Consider the following 18,016-nt stretch of genomic DNA (forward strand, 5'->3'; position numbering starts at 1 on the left):
CGTCTTTCCGGTGCTGCTCAGTGCAGGTCCGAGGCGAAGTAGTTCCGCAGCTTGTCGGCAAGCTCCACGAACAGCGGGTCGATGCGGGTGCGGCTGGTGCGTGGACGCGGCAGGGGCACGTCCACCACATCGATGATGGAGCCGGGGCGCGAGGAGAACACCGCTACCTTGTCGGAGAGCAGCAGCGCCTCCTCGATGGAATGGGTGACGAGCACCACGGTCTTCGCGCTCGCCTGCCAGATGCGCAACAGCTCCAGGTTCATCGCCTCCCGCGTCAGCGCATCGAGGGCGCCGAAGGGCTCGTCCATGAGCAAGACGTCGGGGTCGTGCATCAGCGAGCGGGCGATGGCCGCGCGCTGGCGCATACCGCCGGACAGTTCGTCCGGATAACGGTCCATGAAGTTCTCGAGGCCCACAAGCTTCAGGAGGTCCTTGGCCCGGGCCTCGGCCGCCTTGCGGTTGAGCTTGAGCACTTCCGCCGGCACGAGGACGTTCTTCAGGATGGTCCGCCAGGGCAGGAGGACCGGCGTCTGGAAGACGAGGCCGGTGTCGCGGCGCGGGCTGGTGATCTGCGCGCCGCGGATCGAGACCGAGCCGGAGGAGGCCTTCTCCAGCCCCGCAATCATGCGCAGCAGGGTGCTCTTTCCGCAGCCCGAGGGGCCGATGATGCAGACGAACTGCTTGGCTTCGATGTCGAGCGAGGTCTCCCGCAACGCTTCGACCGTCTCGTTGGACCGGGACCGGAAGGTCTTGTTGACCTTCCGGATCGCGATCTCCGGCGTGCCCGGCGCGGTCATTTGTAGTCCTTCGCCTGGGCGATGACCGCCTTCTTGTCGAAGTTGTTGTAGAAATCGAGGAACTTGTTTGTGTAATAGGTGCTCACGTCGGGCTTCGACTTGATGAGGCCCGCATTGAAGAAGAAGTCCTCCGTCTGCAGCCACTCTTCCTTGGTGAAGGCACCGAAGCGGGGGTCGGTGCGGCCGTCCAGCTTGTACTTGGCGAGGCGCGCTTCCAGCACGTGGATCGCTTCCTTCAGCGCCTGCTCTTCCGGAATATTGGTGGGCTTGGAGGAGGGGTATTTCTGCCAGTGGATGCGCACCGCCGCTTCCGGATTGGTGATGGTGAACAGCGTGCCCATGGCGATGCCGCGGCCCATCTTCTCCACCACGGTGGGGTTGGCGTTCACGTAATCCTCGTTGCCCAGCAGCATCAGGCTGAGAAGCTTGGAGGTCTCGGGCGTCTCGAAATGGCGGAAGGCGAGGCCGTAATTCTCGAGCTGGGCGTAGCTCCAGTCCCACAGCGCGAGCGCGTCGACGCGGTTGGCCTTGATGGCAGCGGCCGCCTGGGCGCCGAGGCCGATGGGCAGCCATTTCACGTCGCCCTCGGGGTCGAAGCCCACCGAGCGCAGCATGGCTTTTGCCACCGGGACCGCGCCGCTCGAGAGCGAGACAACGCCGATGGTCTTATCCTTCAGGTCTTTCAACGTCTTGATGCCGCTGTCCTTCAGAACAGCGATAGTATAGATCGGCTCACGCACGTGATTATACACGGCGATGATCTTGGCCCCATCCTGGCGACCGAAGATGAGCGCCTCGGGGCTCGCCATGGTGAATTCGGCGCTGCCGGCGATGACGAGCTGCGCTGCGGCGGTGGAGCCGCTGAAGGGCGAGACCTCCACGTCGAGACCCTGTGACTTCCAATAGCCCAGCGTTGCGGGAACGGAAGAATGCGGCGCTTCGGCCACCGTGGGCGAGGGCGAGGTGAGAAGATAACGGACTTTGGTCTGCGCGGACGCAGGTAGGCAGGACGCCACGAGCAGAAGGCCCGCAGCGATATGCTTATGGAGCGGTGACATCTTGGCTACCTCTGGAGTGCGTTCTTCGACGCTGGCCGATGTAGGAGACTAGTCATCTAGATGACTGTCAAGCCGCTTTTTTAATCTTGGATGATTACTGCGCCTGCGAATGTGCAGTGCGGCAAGCGTCTGCCGCCCAACGCGCCGACAAGTGGTGGCCGGGCGGGTAAAAGTAAATTTTAGCAATGGCTTAGAGGCGAAGGCCGTCATCCTCGGCGAGAAAGCGGCCGGACCGGCGCCTGCGCGGAAAGCTTCGTCTTATCGATAAAGGACGGAAACGGCGCGCAGTTCACCGGCGCGCTCTGTCAGGCTGCCTTCAGCCGTCGCATTTGCAGGCATGCCTGGGCAGAACTTGAGCCCGCGCGTCAGCCGGCCTCGGGATAAAGCGGCGCGAGGCGGGCGCCTGCCGGGGCTCTGCGGCCGTTCTGCCCGGCCCGCTGCTCGGCCTTGAACGCCGTTAGGAATGCGGCGCCGTTCCAGGCGTGCGGTGCCGCCCCATAAAGATGGCCGCGCAGTTCCTTCACCGCATTCTGCATCTGCGGCGTGCGCGGTCCGGCCTCGGGATGGAGGCGCGCGTGGCCTTTGGCACCGTCCAGCCGGGACCAGGCGAGATAGGCCCGGTGCGCGGCGGCCGGGTCGTTATTCCTGCAGGCCGATTTGAGGTCCCGCTCCGTGGAGCGGAGGGAGCCCCCGGATACGGCGCGCGCGCCTTGGGGGCGTACGGATTGCGTGGCACGCGGCTGTGCCTGCGACGCTGCCCGCCGGCTGCGCCACCACAGGAGCGCCGCGCCCAGCACCAGCACGAGGACGAGGGCGGCGCCCAAAGCGAAGACCTCCTGCCGCAGCCAGTCCCACCATGCCAGCCAGGGGCTCGGGGCAACGGCGGTCGCCGCCTCGGTGCTTGCCGGTGCCGCGGCGGCGGCCACGGGAACAGGCTGTGGCGTGGCGGTCGCGGTGGCTGCTCCGGGCTGAACCTTGAAGGTGACCGCCGGCAGAACGGCGTGCTCCTGCGTGTTGGTCGTCGTGTTCCACCAGGGAATGTCGATGGCCGGCAGGGTGACATCCCCGGCGCGGGTCAGCACCACCGAGATGGTCTTCGTGAGGATCGCGCCGGCTTCGCCATTGATGAGCACGTTCTCCGAACGGCTGTCCTCGTCATACTGGCGCACGCCCTCGGCCTCGGGGGCGGTGATGGGCGGAAGCTGGTTGGGGCTAGCGCCCACGGCCTCCAGCTTGATGGTGCGGGTGAGGGTGTCGCCCGCCTTCGCCTGGGAGAGAGCGGGGGACCAGGCGTCCGTCAGCATGACGCGGCGTGCCGGCAGGAACCAGCCCTTGGCATCCGCCGGCCGCGGCTTCACCTCTACCTTCACCGGGTCCGAGCGGAGCGTGACGTCGCGGCCGCTCATGGAGCCGTCCAGCCAAGGCATGGGGACATTGCCCCGGCCGAGCAGGCGGGCCATCTCGGAGGGCGCGGGGCCGTTATAGCCGGGCACGTTGGCCTGCAGGGTGACCGACTGGATCTGGATGGTCCCGCTTTTCTGCGGGAGCATCAGATAGCCCTGCTCGATGACCCGGTAGCGCGTCTTGCCGATGGTCTTCAGATAGCTTTCCTGGTCGCCCTGGGGCGTGAAGGTGGCCCCTTCCGCCGTGAGCCGGCTGATGGAGCCGCTGCGCATGCCCACGCTGTCATAGATGCGCACGAAGACCGGGATCTCGCTCTGCACGTAAGGCGAGACGTCCCCCACCTCCACTTGGATGAAGATCGGCCGGTCCTCCGCCTGGCCCGAGGACGCAGTGGGCGCGGCGGGTGCCACCGCAATGCGCACCGGCGCGGAGGTGAGCCCGACTATGCTCAGCGCCGGGATGGTCAGCGCGCCCGCCCGCTTCGGCGACAGCGTCAGGATCCACTCATTGACGGTGGAGCGCTTGCCGTCGACCGTCGCGTTCCGGCTGGTCCGCCGTCGGTCGACGATGTCGAAATCCTTGGCGATCCCGCTGAGATCCGGCGGCTGCGTGCTGTCGCCGCCGGTGAGGCTGAGGATGAGGGTGAACGTCTCGCCCACCGTCACGGAGGTGCGGTCCGTGGCGACAGTGAGCGCTGCGGCAAAGCCCGGCCGGGCGCCGAACAGCGCGCAGGCGCACAGGAGCGCGATGGCAAAGAGGGTGCGCACTCCCGTCCGGCTCACGGGCTTTCCTCCACGGTGGGAACGACGGTCCCGGAATAATGGCTGCGGATGCGGGCGCGCAGCAGTCCGGTGGGATCGTCCGGCACCATGCGCAGGACCTGCTCCCGGTTCTGGTCCTGCTCGGTCATCGGCCGCACCGCGACGGCCCCTGGAGGAGGGCCGGGCGGCGGCGGTGGAGGTTGGTTCTGCGCCTCACCGTTCGGCGCCGGCTGGGGCGGCGGCGCGTCCGCCTGCTTCTGCGGGGCGGGCGGCGGCTGTTGGGGCTGATCCTGCTTCTGGTTGCCGGCGGACGGGGCGGGCGGGTTCTGCTGCCCCGGCTTTTGCGGGTCCGGCTTCGGCTGGTCCTTCTTGGCCTCGTCCTTGCCGTCGCCCTGGGGCGGCGGAGGGGGAGACTGGCCGGCCTGCTTCTGGTCCGGCTGCTTTTGGTCCGGCTGCTTCTGCGGGTCGTCCTGCTTCTGTTGATCTTGCTTCTGCTGATCCTGCTTCTGCGGGTCCGGCTTGTTCTGGGCGCTGCCGCCGCCTTTCTTGTCGTCGGGCGACTGCTGGTTCTGCTGATTTTGGTTCTGGTTCTGCTGCTGGTCCTGCTGCTTCTTCTGCTGTTCCAGCGCCTTCAGCACGAGGTCGCGGTTGAAGGCTGCATCCGCATCGCCGGGGTTCGCGCTCAGCGCTGCATCGTAAGCCTTCACGGCGTCTTCCAGCTTGCCGGCGCGGGCGAGCGCATTGCCCTTGTTGTAGTCCGCGCCCGGAACGCCGGCGAAGGCGGAGGCCGCGCGCTCATAATCGCCACCCTTGTAGAGCGCGCTCGCCTGCCAGGCGGGGTTCTGGAAGTTCTTGGCCGCCGCCCGGTAATCCTCGCTCTGGAAGGCGCTGGCGCCCTTCTGGTCCGGCGTCTGCCACATGTCCCCCCAGGCGAGGCCCTCGGCGGGATCGCTGAAGGACTGGGCGCGCGCCTCCCACCCCGGCATGCCGCCGGCCAGCAGGACCGCGAGCGGGATGACGGCAAGCCAGCCCCTGCGGAAGGCGAGGGACGCCAGCAGTGCCACTGCGATCACGAACCAGGATCCCATATCCACCCATTGGTCGGCCGTCAGGCCGCTGCTCTGCAAGGGATTGCCGGAGGCGGCGCCCAGAGGGTTGGCGAAGATGGTGTCGAGATCGCGGCCGTCGGCGGTCAGGGACGTGAAGCGCCCATGCCCGGCGGCGGCGAGCTGCGCGAGGCTCTCCGCATCCATTCGGGTGGTCAAAGGCGCGCCATCCTTGCCGCGCACGGGGCTGCCGTCGAAGCCCGTCAGGGGGCTACCGGTGCCGGTGCCGACGCCGATGACGCTCACGGGATAGCCTGCCTGCGCGGCGGCGGTCACCGCGTTCCGCGTCAGCGTCGGCGATTCGCCGGCCCCGTCAGTGATGAGCACGATGCGGCCCGTGGGCGCGCCGGTATTCTTGAGCAGCTCCACCGCCCTTTGGACGGCAAGGTCCGGCCGGTCGTTCAGCACCGGCATGAGGTCGGTGGCGAGCTCCGGCAGCATCTGGGCGACCACGCGCCCGTCCTCGGTCAGAGGGGCGGCCACGAAGGGCGCGTCCGCATAGATGACCAGGGCCACCTGCCCCCCGCGCATGCGGCTGAGAATGTCCTCCACCTTGTGGCGTGCGGCGACGAGCCGGGACGGGTTCTGGTCCGTCGCGTTCATGGACTGGGCGAGGCTGAGCACCACCACGGTGGGATCCAGCCGGTCGAGGGCGGGCGCGGGCACCTTCTGCCAAGCGGGGCCCGCCATGGCGATGGCGGCCAGCACCCAGCCGGCGAACAGCGCCACCACAGGCCATTTGCGCCGGCCGGTCTCGTCGCGCAGCGCCAGATGCTTCAGGAGATGGGCATCCACCACGTGCCGCCAGTCGCTGCGCCCCGTGCCCATGCCGCGCCACGCCAAGCCGGCGAGGAGAAGCGCGGGCAGGATGGCGAACAGCCAGTCCGGGCGCAGGAAATGGAAGCCGGCCGGGATCATGGCCGGGCTCCATCGGCTGATGCCTCAGCACGCGCCACCCGCCCCGTCCGCCGGAACAGGAGGGGCGCCACCAGGGCGGAGGCGAGGGCGAAGCTCAGCACCAGAGCAGCGCCGAGCGGCCATTGGAACAGTGTGACGGTGGGGCTGAGATAGAGCGGTTCGCCGGCCACGGGCTCCATGCGGTCGATGTCGGCATAGATGGCGGCGAGGGCCGCCGCATCGCGGGCGCGGAAATAGCGGCCGCCGGTCATCTCGGCGATCTTGGCGAGCGCCCGCTCGTCGAGGTCGGCGGAGGGGTTGATCAGCCGCTGCCCAACCGCGAGCCGGTCGGCCCCCACGCCCACCGTGTAGATCTTCACTTGCTCCTGCTTGGCGGCTTCCGCGGCCTGCAGGGGCTCCAGCACGCCGGAATTGTTGGCGCCGTCCGTGAGGAGGACGAGGACGCGCTGCTCCGCCGGGCGGGTCTTCAGGATCTTCACCGCAAGGCCGATGGCATCGCCGATGGCCGTCTCCTGGCCCGTGAGGCCAATCGACGAGGCGCCGAGCAGTTCGCGCACCACGTTGCGGTCGAAGGTGAGCGGCGTCTGCACATAGGCCCGGCTGCTGAACAGGATGAGCCCCACCCGGTCGCCCTTGCGGCCCTTGATGAACGCGTCCGCGACCGCCTTCACCACCGTGAGGCGGTCGGTGATCTTGCCGTCATGGGAGAAATCCTGGCGTGCCATGGAGCCGGAGAGGTCCACCGCCATCATGAGGTCGCGGCCTTCCACCGGCAGCGGGATCGGCCGCCCCACATAGGCCGGCCGCGCAGCGGCGATGACGAGGAGCAGCCAGATGAGCGCGAGGGTGGCGAGCCGGAAGAGGCGGCGCCGCCGGGCGCCGTCGGTCACGATCCCCGCTTTGTGGATCTCGCCGAAAAAGGGCACCCGCAGCGCCCCGGAGCGCGTCGCCTTGGCCGCCGGCACCAGGAAGCGGACGATGAGCGGCAGGGGGAGAAGCACGAAGGCCCAGAGCCATTGAAACTGGATCATGCGTTGCCCCTGATCCAGCGTCGGACCGAGGTCACGAGGGCCTCGCGCGCGACGGCGTTCCCGCCCGGCGCGCCCGGCGGCAGGTAGGGCGCGAGCGCGATGAAGCGCCCGATCTCGGCCGGCACGCCGGCCTTGCCTTCCACGAGGAAGCGCTGCCAGCCATCTCCCGTAAGGCTTGCCGCCCCCGGGCCGCCGGCCTTGGTGAGGAGGATGCGGCGGATGAGGATGGCGGCAGCGGAGGCCACCGCACGGCTATCGGCATATCGCGCCTCGTCGCGGGCGATGGCTTTCAGCTCCTGCACGGCCCGGTAGCCGAGCGTCTGCCGGCGGCGCCATTCGAGGATGGCGCCGGTGATGAGGAGGAGCACCACCAGCCACACCACCACCCACCAGCCCGGCGCGAGAGGCCAGAAGGAGATGGCGTCCGGCAGGTGGATGTCCCTGAGGCCGGCGAGCGGGTCCGTTCCCGTTGCGCCGGGCGCCTGCTGGCCGGGAGGGGAGGCGAAATCCGGCATGGTCAGGCCGCGCTCCCCCGTGTGCGCCGCGTCCGGGCCGGATTGAGGATGTCGGCCGGGTCCTCGCCGGTCCGGAGCGGCAGGAAGGCCATGCCGCGCTGGCGCGACATCTGCTCGATGATCTCCCGGCGCTCCGCGAACCGGCGGGCATAGGCCTCGCGGGCGGCGCGGCTGTCGGCATCAAGCACGGCGACGCCCGTCCCGTCGCTGACGCGGTACAGGCCGCGCTGCGGCGTCTCCGCCTCCAGCGCGTCATGGATGAACAGGTTCGAGACCTGGCATTGCAGCGAGAGCCGGCCGAGTTCCCGCAGCGCCGGGTCGTCGAAATCATGGAAGTCGCTGATGATGAAGGCCAGCGTTCCCGGCCGCGAGACGTGGCGCAGCCGGGCGAGGGCGTCGGCAAGGCTCGGTTCGGAGGCGGGCGGCTCCGTGCCAAACCCATCCTGCGTGGCGTCCGCCATGGCTTTCACGAAGGCGAGGATGCGGCTGCGGCTGCGCTGCGGCCGGTAGGAGACGACCCCGGACGGCATGAGCACCACCCCGCCGACGCGGTCGCCCTCGTCCAGCGAGAGCCAGGTGAGCATGGCGGCGGCCCTGGCGGCCAGCACCGACTTGAAGCTGCCGCGGGTGCCGAACCGCATGAAGGTCCGCACGTCCAGCAGGATCAGAACCGGGCGTTCGCGCTCTTCCTGAAACAGCTTCGTGTGGGTCTTGCCGGTGCGGGCGGTTACCCGCCAGTCGATGGTGCGCACGTCGTCGCCCATCTGGTAGGCGCGCACCTCGTCGAATTCCATGCCCTGTCCGCGAAAGCTGGAGCGGTGGCCGCCGAGCTGCCGGCTGCGCGCGCGCGCCGAGCCGAGGCCGCGTCCCGCGCCCTTGGGGCGGGCGGCGATCAGCTCTTCCAGGCGCGCGACGACCCCTTTGAGGTCGTCTTCCGTCGCATCGCTCATGGGGCGCGGTCCCGCGGGGGCGTGTTCAGCTCACCGGGACGCGAGAGATCAGCGCCTCGATGAACTGGTCGGTGGTGATGCCGTCGGCCTGCCCCTCGAAGGTCAGCAGGATGCGGTGCCGGAGCACGGGCCTGGCAATGGCCTGCACATCCTCGGGCACCACATAGTCGCGGCCGCGCAGCCAGGCATGGGCGCGGGCGCTGCGGTCGAGGGCGATGGTGCCGCGGGGGGAGGCGCCGAAGGCGATGAGGCCGGCAAGGTCACGGCCATAGCGATCGGGCGCGCGCGTCGCGGCGACGAACTGGAGCAGATATTCCTCCACCGCCTCGGACATGTAGGTGGCGAGCGCCTCGCGGCGGGCGGCGAAGATGGTGGACTGCGACACCCGCTCCCCGAGCGCGATCACCTCGCCCTGCGCCTCGCCCCGCACCAGCCGCAGGATCTGCCGCTCCGCGTCAAGGTCGGGATAGTCGATCTTCACATGCAGCAGGAAGCGGTCGAGCTGGGCCTCGGGCAGGGGATAGGTGCCTTCCTGCTCGATGGGGTTCTGGGTGGCCATCACCAGGAACAGCTCGGGCAGGGCATAGGTCTTGCCGCCTACCGTCACCTGACGCTCGGCCATGGCCTCCAGCAAGGCCGCCTGGACCTTCGCCGGGGCGCGGTTGATCTCGTCCGCCAGGATGAAATTGTGGAATACCGGGCCGCGCTGGAAGCGGAAACTGCCATCCTCGGGCCGGTACATGTCGGTGCCGGTCAGGTCGGAGGGCAGCAGATCGGGGGTGAACTGGATGCGCTGGTCGTCGCAATGGATGGCCTTGGCCAAGGCCTTGATCGCCTTGGTCTTGGCAAGGCCCGGCGCGCCTTCCACCAGCAGGTGGCCGTCCGCCAGCACGGCGACGAGGAGCAGGTCCACGAATTCCGGCTGCCCGAGGATGCAGGCATTCATATAGGCCGCGAGGCGCTCGAAGGCGCGGCGGGGAATGTCGCGGGTCGGAGCGGTCATCGCGGCCTGCGCAAAAGCGGCGTCATGGGTCGAATTCATCACGAAGGTCATTTCCGAGCGGGCTTCCAGCCGCCCTCTATAACCCAACGGGGCACCGCGTCGCACCTTTCCAGATATGACTTTTCGGTAATCTGTCCCCGGCTTTGGATTCCGGAGAGCGTCAGACGGCCACGAGGACGCCCTGCTTTCCGTTCTGCTTGACGTTGTACATGGCCGCGTCGGCGAGGCGCATCAGCTCGGTTCCGTCCCGCGAATGGGCGGGATAAAGGGCCACGCCGATGCTCGCTCCCACAACCACATTCACTGTATCGGCGCCGACGGCGAGGGCGTAGGGCTCGCAAAGCAGGGCGCAGAGCCGTTCTGCCTGTTTTTGCGCCGTCTCCCCGTCCGTGACGGGCGCCATGATCACGGCGAACTCGTCGCCGCTGAGGCGCGCGGTGACATCCTCGTTGCGCAGGCTGCCCCGCAGGCGCTGGGCGATGGCGCAGAGCAGCTTGTCGCCAACGGCATGCCCGTGGGTGTCGTTGACCTGCTTGAAGCCGTCAATGTCGAGATAGAGCAGGGCGAAGAGGTCCCCGTGCCGGTCCGAATGGGAAACGGCGCGGGAAAGATGGTCGAGGAAGAGGATGCGGTTCCCGAGCCCCGTAAGGGAATCGTGGGTCGCCATGTGCCGGATCTGCTTTTCGATCCGGCGCCGTTCCTCGACCTCGTCCTCCAGCTGCCTGTTGCGCCGCTCCAGCTCCTCCATGGCGGCCTTCAGCCGGAGCTTGCTGATGTGCAGATCGAGGAAAACCGTGACCTTGGAGAGCAGCACCGCGTCATTGATGGGCTTGGCGATATAGTCGACCGCGCCGAAGGTGTAGCCCTTCAGCCGGTTGATGTCGTCGAGATAGGCGGCGGTGACGAAGATCACCGGGATGCCGCAGGTGGCCGGGTTCTCGCTGAGATAGGAGGCGACCTCGAACCCGTCCATGTCCGGCATCTGCACATCTAGGAGGATGAGCGCGAAATCGTGGTCGAGACAAAGGGCCAAGGCCTCATTACCGGAGCGCGCGAGATGGATCTCGGCCTTCACCGGCACGAGCAGGCGCCGCATGGCGGCAAGGTTGGCGGCGACGTCGTCCACCACGAGGACCTTCGGCAGGGGCGCGTCGTCCGTCATTTCCTGGAGCAATTGGTTCATGGTCTGTCGAGCTTATTGATGCAATCGGCAATGGCGGCGAGTGAGCCGCAGAAATCGGCGCCGGCCAGCTTCAGCGCTGCGGCGGGCATGGTCGGCGTTTCCGCTTCCTCCGGGTCCTGCACGAAGGCAAGGCCGCCTCGCTGCCGGATGGCGCGCAGGCCCTCGGCGCCGTCGGCGCTGGCGCCGGTCAGCACGACCCCCGCGAGTTCGGGGCCATAGGCTTCTGCCGCGCTACGGAAGAGCACGTCGATGGAGGGGCGCGAAAAGCCCACTTTTTCGTCAATCGAAAGGGCGAAGCGGCGGTCCCGCTCGATCAGCAGATGGTATCCGCGCGGGGCCACATGGATGACGCCGGGCAAAACCGGCGTCCGTTCGCGCGCCGTGACCACCGGCACCCGGGCCCCGTGGGCGAGCATGTCAGCGAGCATGTCCGGCCCTTCGGAACCCACATGATTGACGATGACCACAGCGGCATGGAGATCGGCGTCGAGCTGCGCGATAAGGATTTTAAGCGCCAGCGGTCCCCCGGCCGATGCCCCTATTACCACAGCCGCCATCAATCCCTCAAAGGCTCGGCTTCAGTCGATATATCTGCGCTTCGGTGTCGACAATATGAAAATGCTGCTTTGCAGCAGAGAGCTGCAGGTTCTCCCGGGTCCCGACGCACAGGAACCCCCCCCGTACCAGCGTCTGGCTGAACAGAGACAAAACGCGCTCCTGAAGCCGGTCCGTGAAATAGATCAACACGTTGCGGCAGAGGATCAGGTGGGCTTCGCAGAACACGCCGTCGGTCGCGAGATTGTGTTTCGCGAAAGTGACGTTGGAAACCAGCCGCTCGTCCATTTTCGCCCGGTCGTACCGGGCATGGTAATAATCGGACAGGCTTCCCGTCCCTCCGCTCGCGAGATAGCGGCGTGAGGCCTCCGGGATGTCCGAGGCCGGAAAGATGCCCTCGCGCGCGCTAGCCAGCGAGGCGTCGGCGATGTCGGTGGCAAAGATGCGGGTGCGCGTGTAGAGCCCCGCCTCCATGAGCAGGATGGCGAGGGAATAGACCTCCTCGCCCCGCGCGCACCCGGCCTGCCAGATGTTGATCTGGGCGTAGGAGGCAAGGGTGGGCAGAACCTTTTCCCTCAGCGCCAGGAACACATCCGGATCACGGAAGAATTCCGAGACCGGCACGGAGAGCCCGGCGATCACGTCGCCGATCCGCTCCGGCTGGTGCAACACCTTGGCTGTTAAGTCCGAGATGGAGGCCGCGCCGAACTGAAGGGCGAGATTGCGGATACGCCGGGTGATCGAAGCGCGGCCATAATCGCGGAAATCATAGCCGTGGCGCCGGTACAGCGCTTCGATGAACAGGTCGACCTCCAGGTCTTCCAGCGCGACGGCGTCGGTTTCCGGGATCATTTCGCCGGCAGCCAGGAGCGGATGAGGGACAGCAGGCGCGGCACGTCGATGGGCTTCGATAGGTAGTCGCTGGCCCCCGCGGCAAGGCACTTTTCCCGGTCGTCCTTCATGGCCTTGGCCGTCAGCGCAATGACGGGAAGCTTGGCGAGCCCCGGGCGCTTGCGGATTTCGGCCATGGCTTCATAGCCGTCCATCACCGGCATCATGATGTCCATGAGGACGATCTCCACGTCCCGCCTTTCATCCAACTGGGCAAGCGCCTTCACGCCGTCCTGCGCCAGCACCACCTCCATGCCCTTGCCGCGCAGCACCTTGGCGAGAGCGTAAATGTTGCGCATGTCGTCGTCTACAACCAGAACGATGCGTCCCTTCAGGTCGCCGTCCGGCTCCGCCGGCACCGCCTTCGATGCATGCTGCACGCTGTGCAGGAACAGGCTGACCTCGTCCAGCAGGCGGTCGGGGGAAAGCGCGCCCTTGATCACGATGCTGTCCGTGAAGCTGCGCAGGCGCAGGCTTTCCTCGCTGGTGAGGTCGCGGCCGGAATAGACCACCACCGGCGCCTGGATATCGCGCGCCGCCATGTGCTCCAGCACCTCGAAGCCGGACATGCCCGGCAGGCCGAGATCCAGCACGACACAGTCGAAGGGGGTCTGCTCCATCATGGCGACGGCATCCTCGCCGCTGCTCGCTTCCGCCACGTCTATGCCCTCGCGGGCAATCAGCTTGTGGGCCGCGAAGCGGGCCGCGGGGTCATCGTCCACCACAAGGACCCGGCGCTGGCGCTCGGAGGAAAAGTGCGTGAGCACCGCCAGGGCGCCGGACAGGTCCTCGGCGGTCACGGGCTTCGTGAGGAAGCCCACCGCGCCGAGTTCCCGGCCGCGCCGGGACTCGTCGAGGGCCGAGACGATGTGAACCGGGATATGGCGGGTGGTGGCGTCCTGCTTCAACCGCTCGATCACACCCCAGCCGTCCATGCCCGGCAGCATGACGTCCAGAAGGATGCCGGTGGGCTGATGGGTGCGCGCGAGGGCGAGCCCGCTTTCGCCGTCGCCTGCCGCAATCGCCTGATAGCCCTTCCGCCGGACGAGGCCCACGAGGGTGCGGGCGAAGATGGGGTCGTCCTCCACGATGAGGATGCGCGAGGTGCCTTCGCGGAGGTCCTCGCGGTCGTCTTCCACCTTGGGCGTCGGACGCGGCGGGCGGATCACCGGGAGCGGGACTCTGCGCACCTCCGGCTCCTCGGCCGCCACATCCGCCGGTGCGCCGACTGGGAGGACAAGGCGGAACCGCGTGCCGCGCCCCAGTTCGCTCTCCACCGTCACGTCGCCGCCGAGGAGCACCGCGAGGCTGCGGGAGATGGCGAGGCCGAGGCCGGTGCCGCCGAACTGGCGGCGCGTGCTCGCATCCACCTGCTCGAATGCCTCGAAGATGGTTTCCAGCTTGTCGGCGGGGATGCCGATGCCGGTGTCGGACACTTCGACGGCAAGCGCGTCGCCGCCGTTTGCGGCCGCGAAGGTTAGGTTCACGGAGCCGTCGGCGGTGAATTTGAAGGCGTTGCCGAGAAGGTTGTTGGTGATCTGCTCAAGCTTGCCGTCGTCGGTGGCGATGGATTTCGGCGCGTCGTCCGCGACGGTCACGCTGAAGGCCAGCCCCTTTTCCAGCGCCACGTGGCGGAAGTTGCGCTCCATCCTCTGGGCGAAGGCGGGGATGCTGACCGGCTCGATGGCGACATCCATCTTGCCCGCCTCCACCTTCGAGAGGTCCAGGATCTCGTTGATCAGCCGCAACAGGTTCGATCCGCTGCCATGGATGATGGAGGCGGCCTCCACCTGGTCCGAATTGAGGTTGCCGTCGTGATTCTCAGCAAGGTCATGGGAGAGGATGAGCAGGCTGTTGAGCGGCGTGCGCAGCTCGTGGGACATGTTGGCGAGGAACTGCGACTTGTACTGGTTCGCCCGCGCAAGATCGCTCGCCTTCGCCTCGGTCTCCTGCTGAAGGGTCTCCAGCTGGTCCTTCTGCTGGTTCAGGTGGTCGGTATTGCGCTGGAGCTCCGCGTTCGAGGCCTGAAGCTCCTGTGCCTGCACCCGCAATTCCTCTTCCGAGGCGATAAGGCGCTGCGACTGCTGCTGCAATTGCTCGTTGGTGGTGCGCAATTCCTCTTGCTGGGTGCGAAGCTCCTCCTCCGCCGCGCGCAGCTCATGCTCCTGCCGGCGGCTCTGGTCCAGGAGCCGGCTCGTTTCGAGCGCCCGGAGGAGATTGTCGAGCGACAAAGCGATGGTGGCCGTCGCCTCCTCGAGCAAATGCTGGCGCGCGCCGGAGAACGGCTCGAAGCTTGCCAGCTCCAGAACGCCCAGCAGGCTGTCCTTGTTGACGATCGGCAGGATGAAGATGGAGCGGGGCCGCGCCTCGCCCGTGCCGGACTGGATGCGGACGTAGTCATCCGGCACCGTGGAGAGCAGGATGGGCTTGCGCTCGGCGGCACACTGTCCCACGAGCCCGTCCCCCAGCCGGAGGTTCGGCTGGACGTGGTCGCGGGACTTGTAGCCGTAACTTCCCTCCAGCTCGAGTGCGCCCTTGTCCGGATCGAACACGTAGAAGAGGGCCACCCGCGCGTCGAGGCGGGGGCCGAGGTCGGACAGGAGATCATCGGCGAAGGTGTGCAGGTCGTCCGCTTCCTGGAGCTTGACCGCAAGGGTGCCGAGGCCGGTCTTGATCCAGTCGCTCTCGTGCGTCGCAACCGCCATGGTCTTGAACACGTTCAGGGCGCGGCCGATGACGCCGACCTCGTCGCGCCGTTCAAGGTGCGGGATGACGATGGAATGGTCGTGATCGGCGAGCCGCTCCATGAGGGATGCCAGCTCGCGCAGCGGCCGGGCGATGAAGCGGGCGGTGAGGAAGAAGGCGCCGATCCCCGCCAGCAACGTCGCCGCCAGCGCGACGAGATTGACCAGGTCGAGGAGATCCTCATGGCGGCGCAGATTGTCGCGCGCGGAGGTCAGCTGGGCGTTCGCCGTCGATATCAGCTGGTCCAGCACCGTGGCGATGGTCCGGCTGCCCGTCTCCCCCAGCTCGGCGTTGAGGAACACCTCCAGCCCCACATCGCGCTCCGCTTCCGCGGCCGTGCCCGCGGCGAACCGCTCGGACAGGAGCAGCATGGGCGCCGCATTGGTCTGGGCCCAACGCTCGTTCAACGCGGCGGCCCGGTCGGCAGCGGCCCGCAGCGCCGGCTCCCGCGCCGTCATCTGGCGCAGCTTGTCGAGGCTCTCCTCCACCTCTTTGACGATCGCCTGATAGGTTCCGAGATTCGCGTTGGTGCGGGAGAACAGGGTGCGGACGAGCGCGATCTGGCGGCGGCTGAGCCCGCGTACCGTGATGTTCGTCTGGTTGATGAGGGTGGTCAGTTCCTCGGCAGCGGTCTGGGCCTTGTCGGCGGCTTTCAGGGTGACGGTGTTGGCACCCAGCAGAACCAGCAGGATGCCGATCATCACCGCAAGGACGAGGGCGAACTTCCACTGGACGGACAGATCGGCCAGCCAGGACCTCTTGGAACGCCCCTCCGACATGCCCTTGCCCCCTTGCACCGCAGGAGGTGCAAGGTGGCGTTTTGACCCGAAGGCAGCAACAGGAATTTCGTCGCTGGTGCGCGGCCCTTCAACGCCCGGCCCGCCGCGGCGGGCCGGGCGGCTGGTCAGCCCTTCTTCGAGGCCTCATAGCGGGCCTTGGTCTCGGCATTCATGGGATAGAGGCCGGGCAGCGCGGCGCCGTTCATCACCTCGTTCATGATCCACGCCTCCATGCGCTCCTGCTCGGGCGCCTCGGCGAGCACCTGATCCAGCAGCGCCTGGGGGATCACCACCGCCCCGTCATTGTCCACCACGATCACATCGTCCGGGAACACCGCGACGCCGCCGCAGGCGATCGGCTCCTGCCAGGCGACGAAGGTGAGGCCAGCGACGGAGGGCGGGGCCGCCGCGCCCTGGCAGAAGATGGGAAGGCCGGTGTCGAGGCAGCCTTCGAGGTCGCGCAGCACGCCGTCGGTGACGAGCGCGGTCACCTTGCGCTGCTGCATGCGCGCGCACAGGATATCGCCGAAGATGCCGGCATCGGTGGTGCCCATGGCATCGGCCACCGCGATTGCGCCTTCCGGCATGGCCTCGATGGCCGCGCGGGTGGAGATGGGCGAGGCCCAGGAGGCCGGGGTCGCGAGGTCCTCGCGGGCCGGCACGAAGCGCAGGGTGAAGGCGGGGCCGACGAGCCGCCCCTGGCCCGGCTTCAGCGGGTGGGTGCCGCGCAGCCACACATTCCTCAAGCCCTTCTTGAGCAGGATGGTGGTGAGGGTGGCCGTCGAAATGCCGCGCAGCGTCTCAATGGCGGTCGGGTCCAGCGACATGGGTCTCTCTTCTCTCAGATGTCTGGAGGGTGGCCTACTAGCCCATCGCCGCCGGCAAGGCGAAGGGGCCAAGCGGGCTATGTGAAAAACGTATCCTGACACGCTCATTTATTATGAGATCGCATGTTCCGTTTCCCATAAGCTGCCGTCCAAGGCTTTATGTAATCAATCAAAAAAACATGGCCGGGAGGACGCAACACATGAACAGGATCGGGCGAAAGTCCCCATTATTACTTGTCTCTGCTCTTGCCTGCCTCATGGGAATGGGGGCGGCGGCACAGGCGGCGGACGACCTGAAGATCGCCCTCATCGCGCCCGTCTCCGGCCCCATGGCCCGCCAGGGCGACCTGATGCGCAAGGGCGCCGAGCTCGCCATCCAGGACATCAACGCGGCCGGCGGCATCAAGGCGCTCGGCGGCGCCAAGCTTTCCCTCCTAGTGGAGGATGCTGGCGACAAGGTGGAGACCGCGAAGAACGCCGCCCAGCGGCTCGTCGCGAACCGCCAGGGCGTGGTGGCCGGCACCGGCTCCTGGAGTTCTTCGCTGACCCTCGCCGTGACCGAGGTGACGGAGCGCGCGGCGCTCCCTTGGGTCACGCTCTCTTATGCCGACCAGATCACCGACCGCGGCTTCAAATATGTGGTGCAGACCGTGCCGGTGGCGAGCCAGCTCGCGCTGAACGCCATGCCCACGGTGCTTGAGATGGCGCAGACCGCCTCGGGCAAGAAGCCCACCAAGGTCGCCATCATCTCTGACAGCACGGCGGCGTCCCAGGCCTTCGTCCAGCCGCTGCGCGACGGCGGGTTCCAGAAGCTCGGCGTCCAGGTGGTGGCGGACGAGGTGTTCACCCCGCCGCTGAACGATGCCACCTCCATGGTGCAGAAGCTGCGCGCCACGCGCCCCGACTTCCTGCTGTTCTATTCCACCGGCTTCCCCGACGCGAAGCTGGTGCTCAACAAGATGAACGAGTTCGGCCTCGGCAAGGGCAAGCTGCCCACGGTCACCGTAGGCGTGCAGTTCGCCAGCCCGGAAATGCTGAAGGCAGTCGGTCCCGAGCTGCTTGAGGGCCTCATCCTCGTCGCCCCCAACTGGCCCTCCAAGACCCAGGAAGCGGCCCTGCCCAGCCTCACCAGCCGCAGCGGCGAGCCCTGGCTCGGCCAGGACACCATCAGCACCTATGGCGACGTGATGCTCATCAAGGACGCGCTGGAGCGCGCCGGTTCTGCGGATGGCGACAAGGTCATGCAGGCCCTGCGCACCACGGACCGCAAGGACGGCCCCGCCGACTTCTATCTCGGCGATCGCCTCGCCTTCGACGACAAGGGGCGCCGCGTCGGCGGCGCGGTGGGCCTGATCCAGTGGCAAAGCGGCCTGCCGTATCTGATCTGGCCGAAGGAAGACGCGGTCAAGACACCGCTCTGGCCGAAGTCCTGACACTCAGGTCCACGCTGCTGGCAGGCGGGGCCGCATCGGCCCCGCTTCCTTCATGAGAGG

Annotated in this window: 14 protein-coding genes; 1 reads left to right on the forward strand and 13 read right to left on the reverse strand. The window is 67.6% G+C overall.

Annotation, left to right across the window (positions count from 1 at the left end):
* Positions 1–17 precede the first annotated feature (17 nt).
* The 13 genes from ABLE91_RS03305 to ABLE91_RS03365 form a co-directional block, all read right to left on the reverse strand.
* A complete protein-coding gene (locus ABLE91_RS03305) occupies positions 18–797 on the reverse strand; it encodes an ABC transporter ATP-binding protein (protein WP_348928400.1) in 780 nt (259 codons plus the stop codon).
* The gene (locus ABLE91_RS03310) at positions 794–1,855 is read right to left on the reverse strand and encodes an ABC transporter substrate-binding protein (protein ID WP_348928402.1); all 1,062 of its coding nucleotides are present in this window, start codon (positions 1,853–1,855) and stop codon (positions 794–796) included. Before ABLE91_RS03310 ends, ABLE91_RS03305 begins: the two co-directional genes overlap by 4 nt.
* Before the next feature lie 365 nt (positions 1,856–2,220).
* Positions 2,221–4,041: a BatD family protein gene (locus ABLE91_RS03315; RefSeq protein ID WP_348928404.1), complete on the reverse strand. Its 1,821-nt coding sequence runs from the start codon at positions 4,039–4,041 to the stop codon at positions 2,221–2,223.
* On the reverse strand, positions 4,038–6,044 hold the full coding sequence (locus tag ABLE91_RS03320) for a VWA domain-containing protein (protein WP_348928406.1): 2,007 nt from the start codon (positions 6,042–6,044) through the stop codon (positions 4,038–4,040). Before ABLE91_RS03320 ends, ABLE91_RS03315 begins: the two co-directional genes overlap by 4 nt.
* Positions 6,041–7,075 carry a vWA domain-containing protein gene (locus ABLE91_RS03325; RefSeq protein ID WP_348928408.1) on the reverse strand — a complete coding sequence of 345 codons (1,035 nt, stop codon included), beginning with the start codon at positions 7,073–7,075 and terminating at the stop codon, positions 6,041–6,043. Before ABLE91_RS03325 ends, ABLE91_RS03320 begins: the two co-directional genes overlap by 4 nt.
* The gene (locus ABLE91_RS03330; RefSeq protein ID WP_348928410.1) at positions 7,072–7,590 is read right to left on the reverse strand and encodes a DUF4381 domain-containing protein; all 519 of its coding nucleotides are present in this window, start codon (positions 7,588–7,590) and stop codon (positions 7,072–7,074) included. Before ABLE91_RS03330 ends, ABLE91_RS03325 begins: the two co-directional genes overlap by 4 nt.
* Positions 7,591–7,592: 2 nt before the next feature.
* Positions 7,593–8,540 (reverse strand): DUF58 domain-containing protein, encoded by a 948-nt coding sequence (locus ABLE91_RS03335; RefSeq protein ID WP_348928412.1) that lies wholly within the window; start codon positions 8,538–8,540, stop codon positions 7,593–7,595.
* A gap of 25 nt (positions 8,541–8,565) precedes the next feature.
* Positions 8,566–9,543, reverse strand: coding sequence for an AAA family ATPase (locus ABLE91_RS03340; protein WP_348929573.1), 978 nt, complete (start codon positions 9,541–9,543; stop codon positions 8,566–8,568).
* A 160-nt stretch (positions 9,544–9,703) separates the two neighbouring features.
* Positions 9,704–10,726, reverse strand: coding sequence for a diguanylate cyclase domain-containing protein (locus ABLE91_RS03345; protein WP_348928414.1), 1,023 nt, complete (start codon positions 10,724–10,726; stop codon positions 9,704–9,706).
* Complete coding sequence (locus ABLE91_RS03350) at positions 10,723–11,283, reverse strand: chemotaxis protein CheB (protein WP_348929575.1); 561 nt, start codon at positions 11,281–11,283, stop codon at positions 10,723–10,725. The genes ABLE91_RS03345 and ABLE91_RS03350 overlap by 4 nt, the downstream gene beginning before the upstream one ends.
* Positions 11,284–11,290: 7 nt before the next feature.
* Positions 11,291–12,133 (reverse strand): CheR family methyltransferase, encoded by an 843-nt coding sequence (locus tag ABLE91_RS03355; protein WP_348928416.1) that lies wholly within the window; start codon positions 12,131–12,133, stop codon positions 11,291–11,293.
* Entirely contained in the window at positions 12,130–15,696 is a 3,567-nt protein-coding gene (locus ABLE91_RS03360) for a response regulator (RefSeq protein WP_348928418.1), read from the reverse strand. Before ABLE91_RS03360 ends, ABLE91_RS03355 begins: the two co-directional genes overlap by 4 nt.
* A 125-nt stretch (positions 15,697–15,821) precedes the next feature.
* Positions 15,822–16,523, reverse strand: a complete 702-nt coding sequence (locus ABLE91_RS03365) for a ribonuclease activity regulator RraA (RefSeq protein ID WP_348928420.1) — start codon at positions 16,521–16,523, stop codon at positions 15,822–15,824.
* 257 nt (positions 16,524–16,780) lie between these two features.
* On the opposite strand from ABLE91_RS03365, the gene ABLE91_RS03370 reads away from it, so the two are divergent.
* The gene (locus tag ABLE91_RS03370) at positions 16,781–17,956 is read left to right on the forward strand and encodes an ABC transporter substrate-binding protein (RefSeq protein WP_348928421.1); all 1,176 of its coding nucleotides are present in this window, start codon (positions 16,781–16,783) and stop codon (positions 17,954–17,956) included.
* Positions 17,957–18,016: the final 60 nt, after the last annotated feature.

Origin of the sequence: Aquabacter albus, assembly GCF_040049275.1 — a bacterium.
Lineage (GTDB): Bacteria > Pseudomonadota > Alphaproteobacteria > Rhizobiales > Xanthobacteraceae > Aquabacter.

What these genes read in the sequence shown, in the direction of transcription:
- ABLE91_RS03305 (WP_348928400.1), bottom strand. Translation starts at nt 797, where the DNA reads ATGACCGCGCCGGGCACGCCGGAGATCGCGATCCGGAAGGTCAACAAG.
- ABLE91_RS03310 (WP_348928402.1), bottom strand. Translation starts at nt 1,855, where the DNA reads ATGTCACCGCTCCATAAGCATATCGCTGCGGGCCTTCTGCTCGTGGCG.
- ABLE91_RS03320 (WP_348928406.1), bottom strand. Translation starts at nt 6,044, where the DNA reads ATGATCCCGGCCGGCTTCCATTTCCTGCGCCCGGACTGGCTGTTCGCC.
- ABLE91_RS03325 (WP_348928408.1), bottom strand. Translation starts at nt 7,075, where the DNA reads ATGATCCAGTTTCAATGGCTCTGGGCCTTCGTGCTTCTCCCCCTGCCG.
- ABLE91_RS03330 (WP_348928410.1), bottom strand. Translation starts at nt 7,590, where the DNA reads ATGCCGGATTTCGCCTCCCCTCCCGGCCAGCAGGCGCCCGGCGCAACG.
- ABLE91_RS03335 (WP_348928412.1), bottom strand. Translation starts at nt 8,540, where the DNA reads ATGAGCGATGCGACGGAAGACGACCTCAAAGGGGTCGTCGCGCGCCTG.
- ABLE91_RS03340 (WP_348929573.1), bottom strand. Translation starts at nt 9,543, where the DNA reads ATGACCGCTCCGACCCGCGACATTCCCCGCCGCGCCTTCGAGCGCCTC.
- ABLE91_RS03345 (WP_348928414.1), bottom strand. Translation starts at nt 10,726, where the DNA reads ATGAACCAATTGCTCCAGGAAATGACGGACGACGCGCCCCTGCCGAAG.
- ABLE91_RS03350 (WP_348929575.1), bottom strand. Translation starts at nt 11,283, where the DNA reads ATGGCGGCTGTGGTAATAGGGGCATCGGCCGGGGGACCGCTGGCGCTT.
- ABLE91_RS03355 (WP_348928416.1), bottom strand. Translation starts at nt 12,133, where the DNA reads ATGATCCCGGAAACCGACGCCGTCGCGCTGGAAGACCTGGAGGTCGAC.
- ABLE91_RS03360 (WP_348928418.1), bottom strand. Translation starts at nt 15,696, where the DNA reads ATGTCGGAGGGGCGTTCCAAGAGGTCCTGGCTGGCCGATCTGTCCGTC.
- ABLE91_RS03365 (WP_348928420.1), bottom strand. Translation starts at nt 16,523, where the DNA reads ATGTCGCTGGACCCGACCGCCATTGAGACGCTGCGCGGCATTTCGACG.
- ABLE91_RS03370 (WP_348928421.1), top strand. Translation starts at nt 16,781, where the DNA reads ATGGGAATGGGGGCGGCGGCACAGGCGGCGGACGACCTGAAGATCGCC.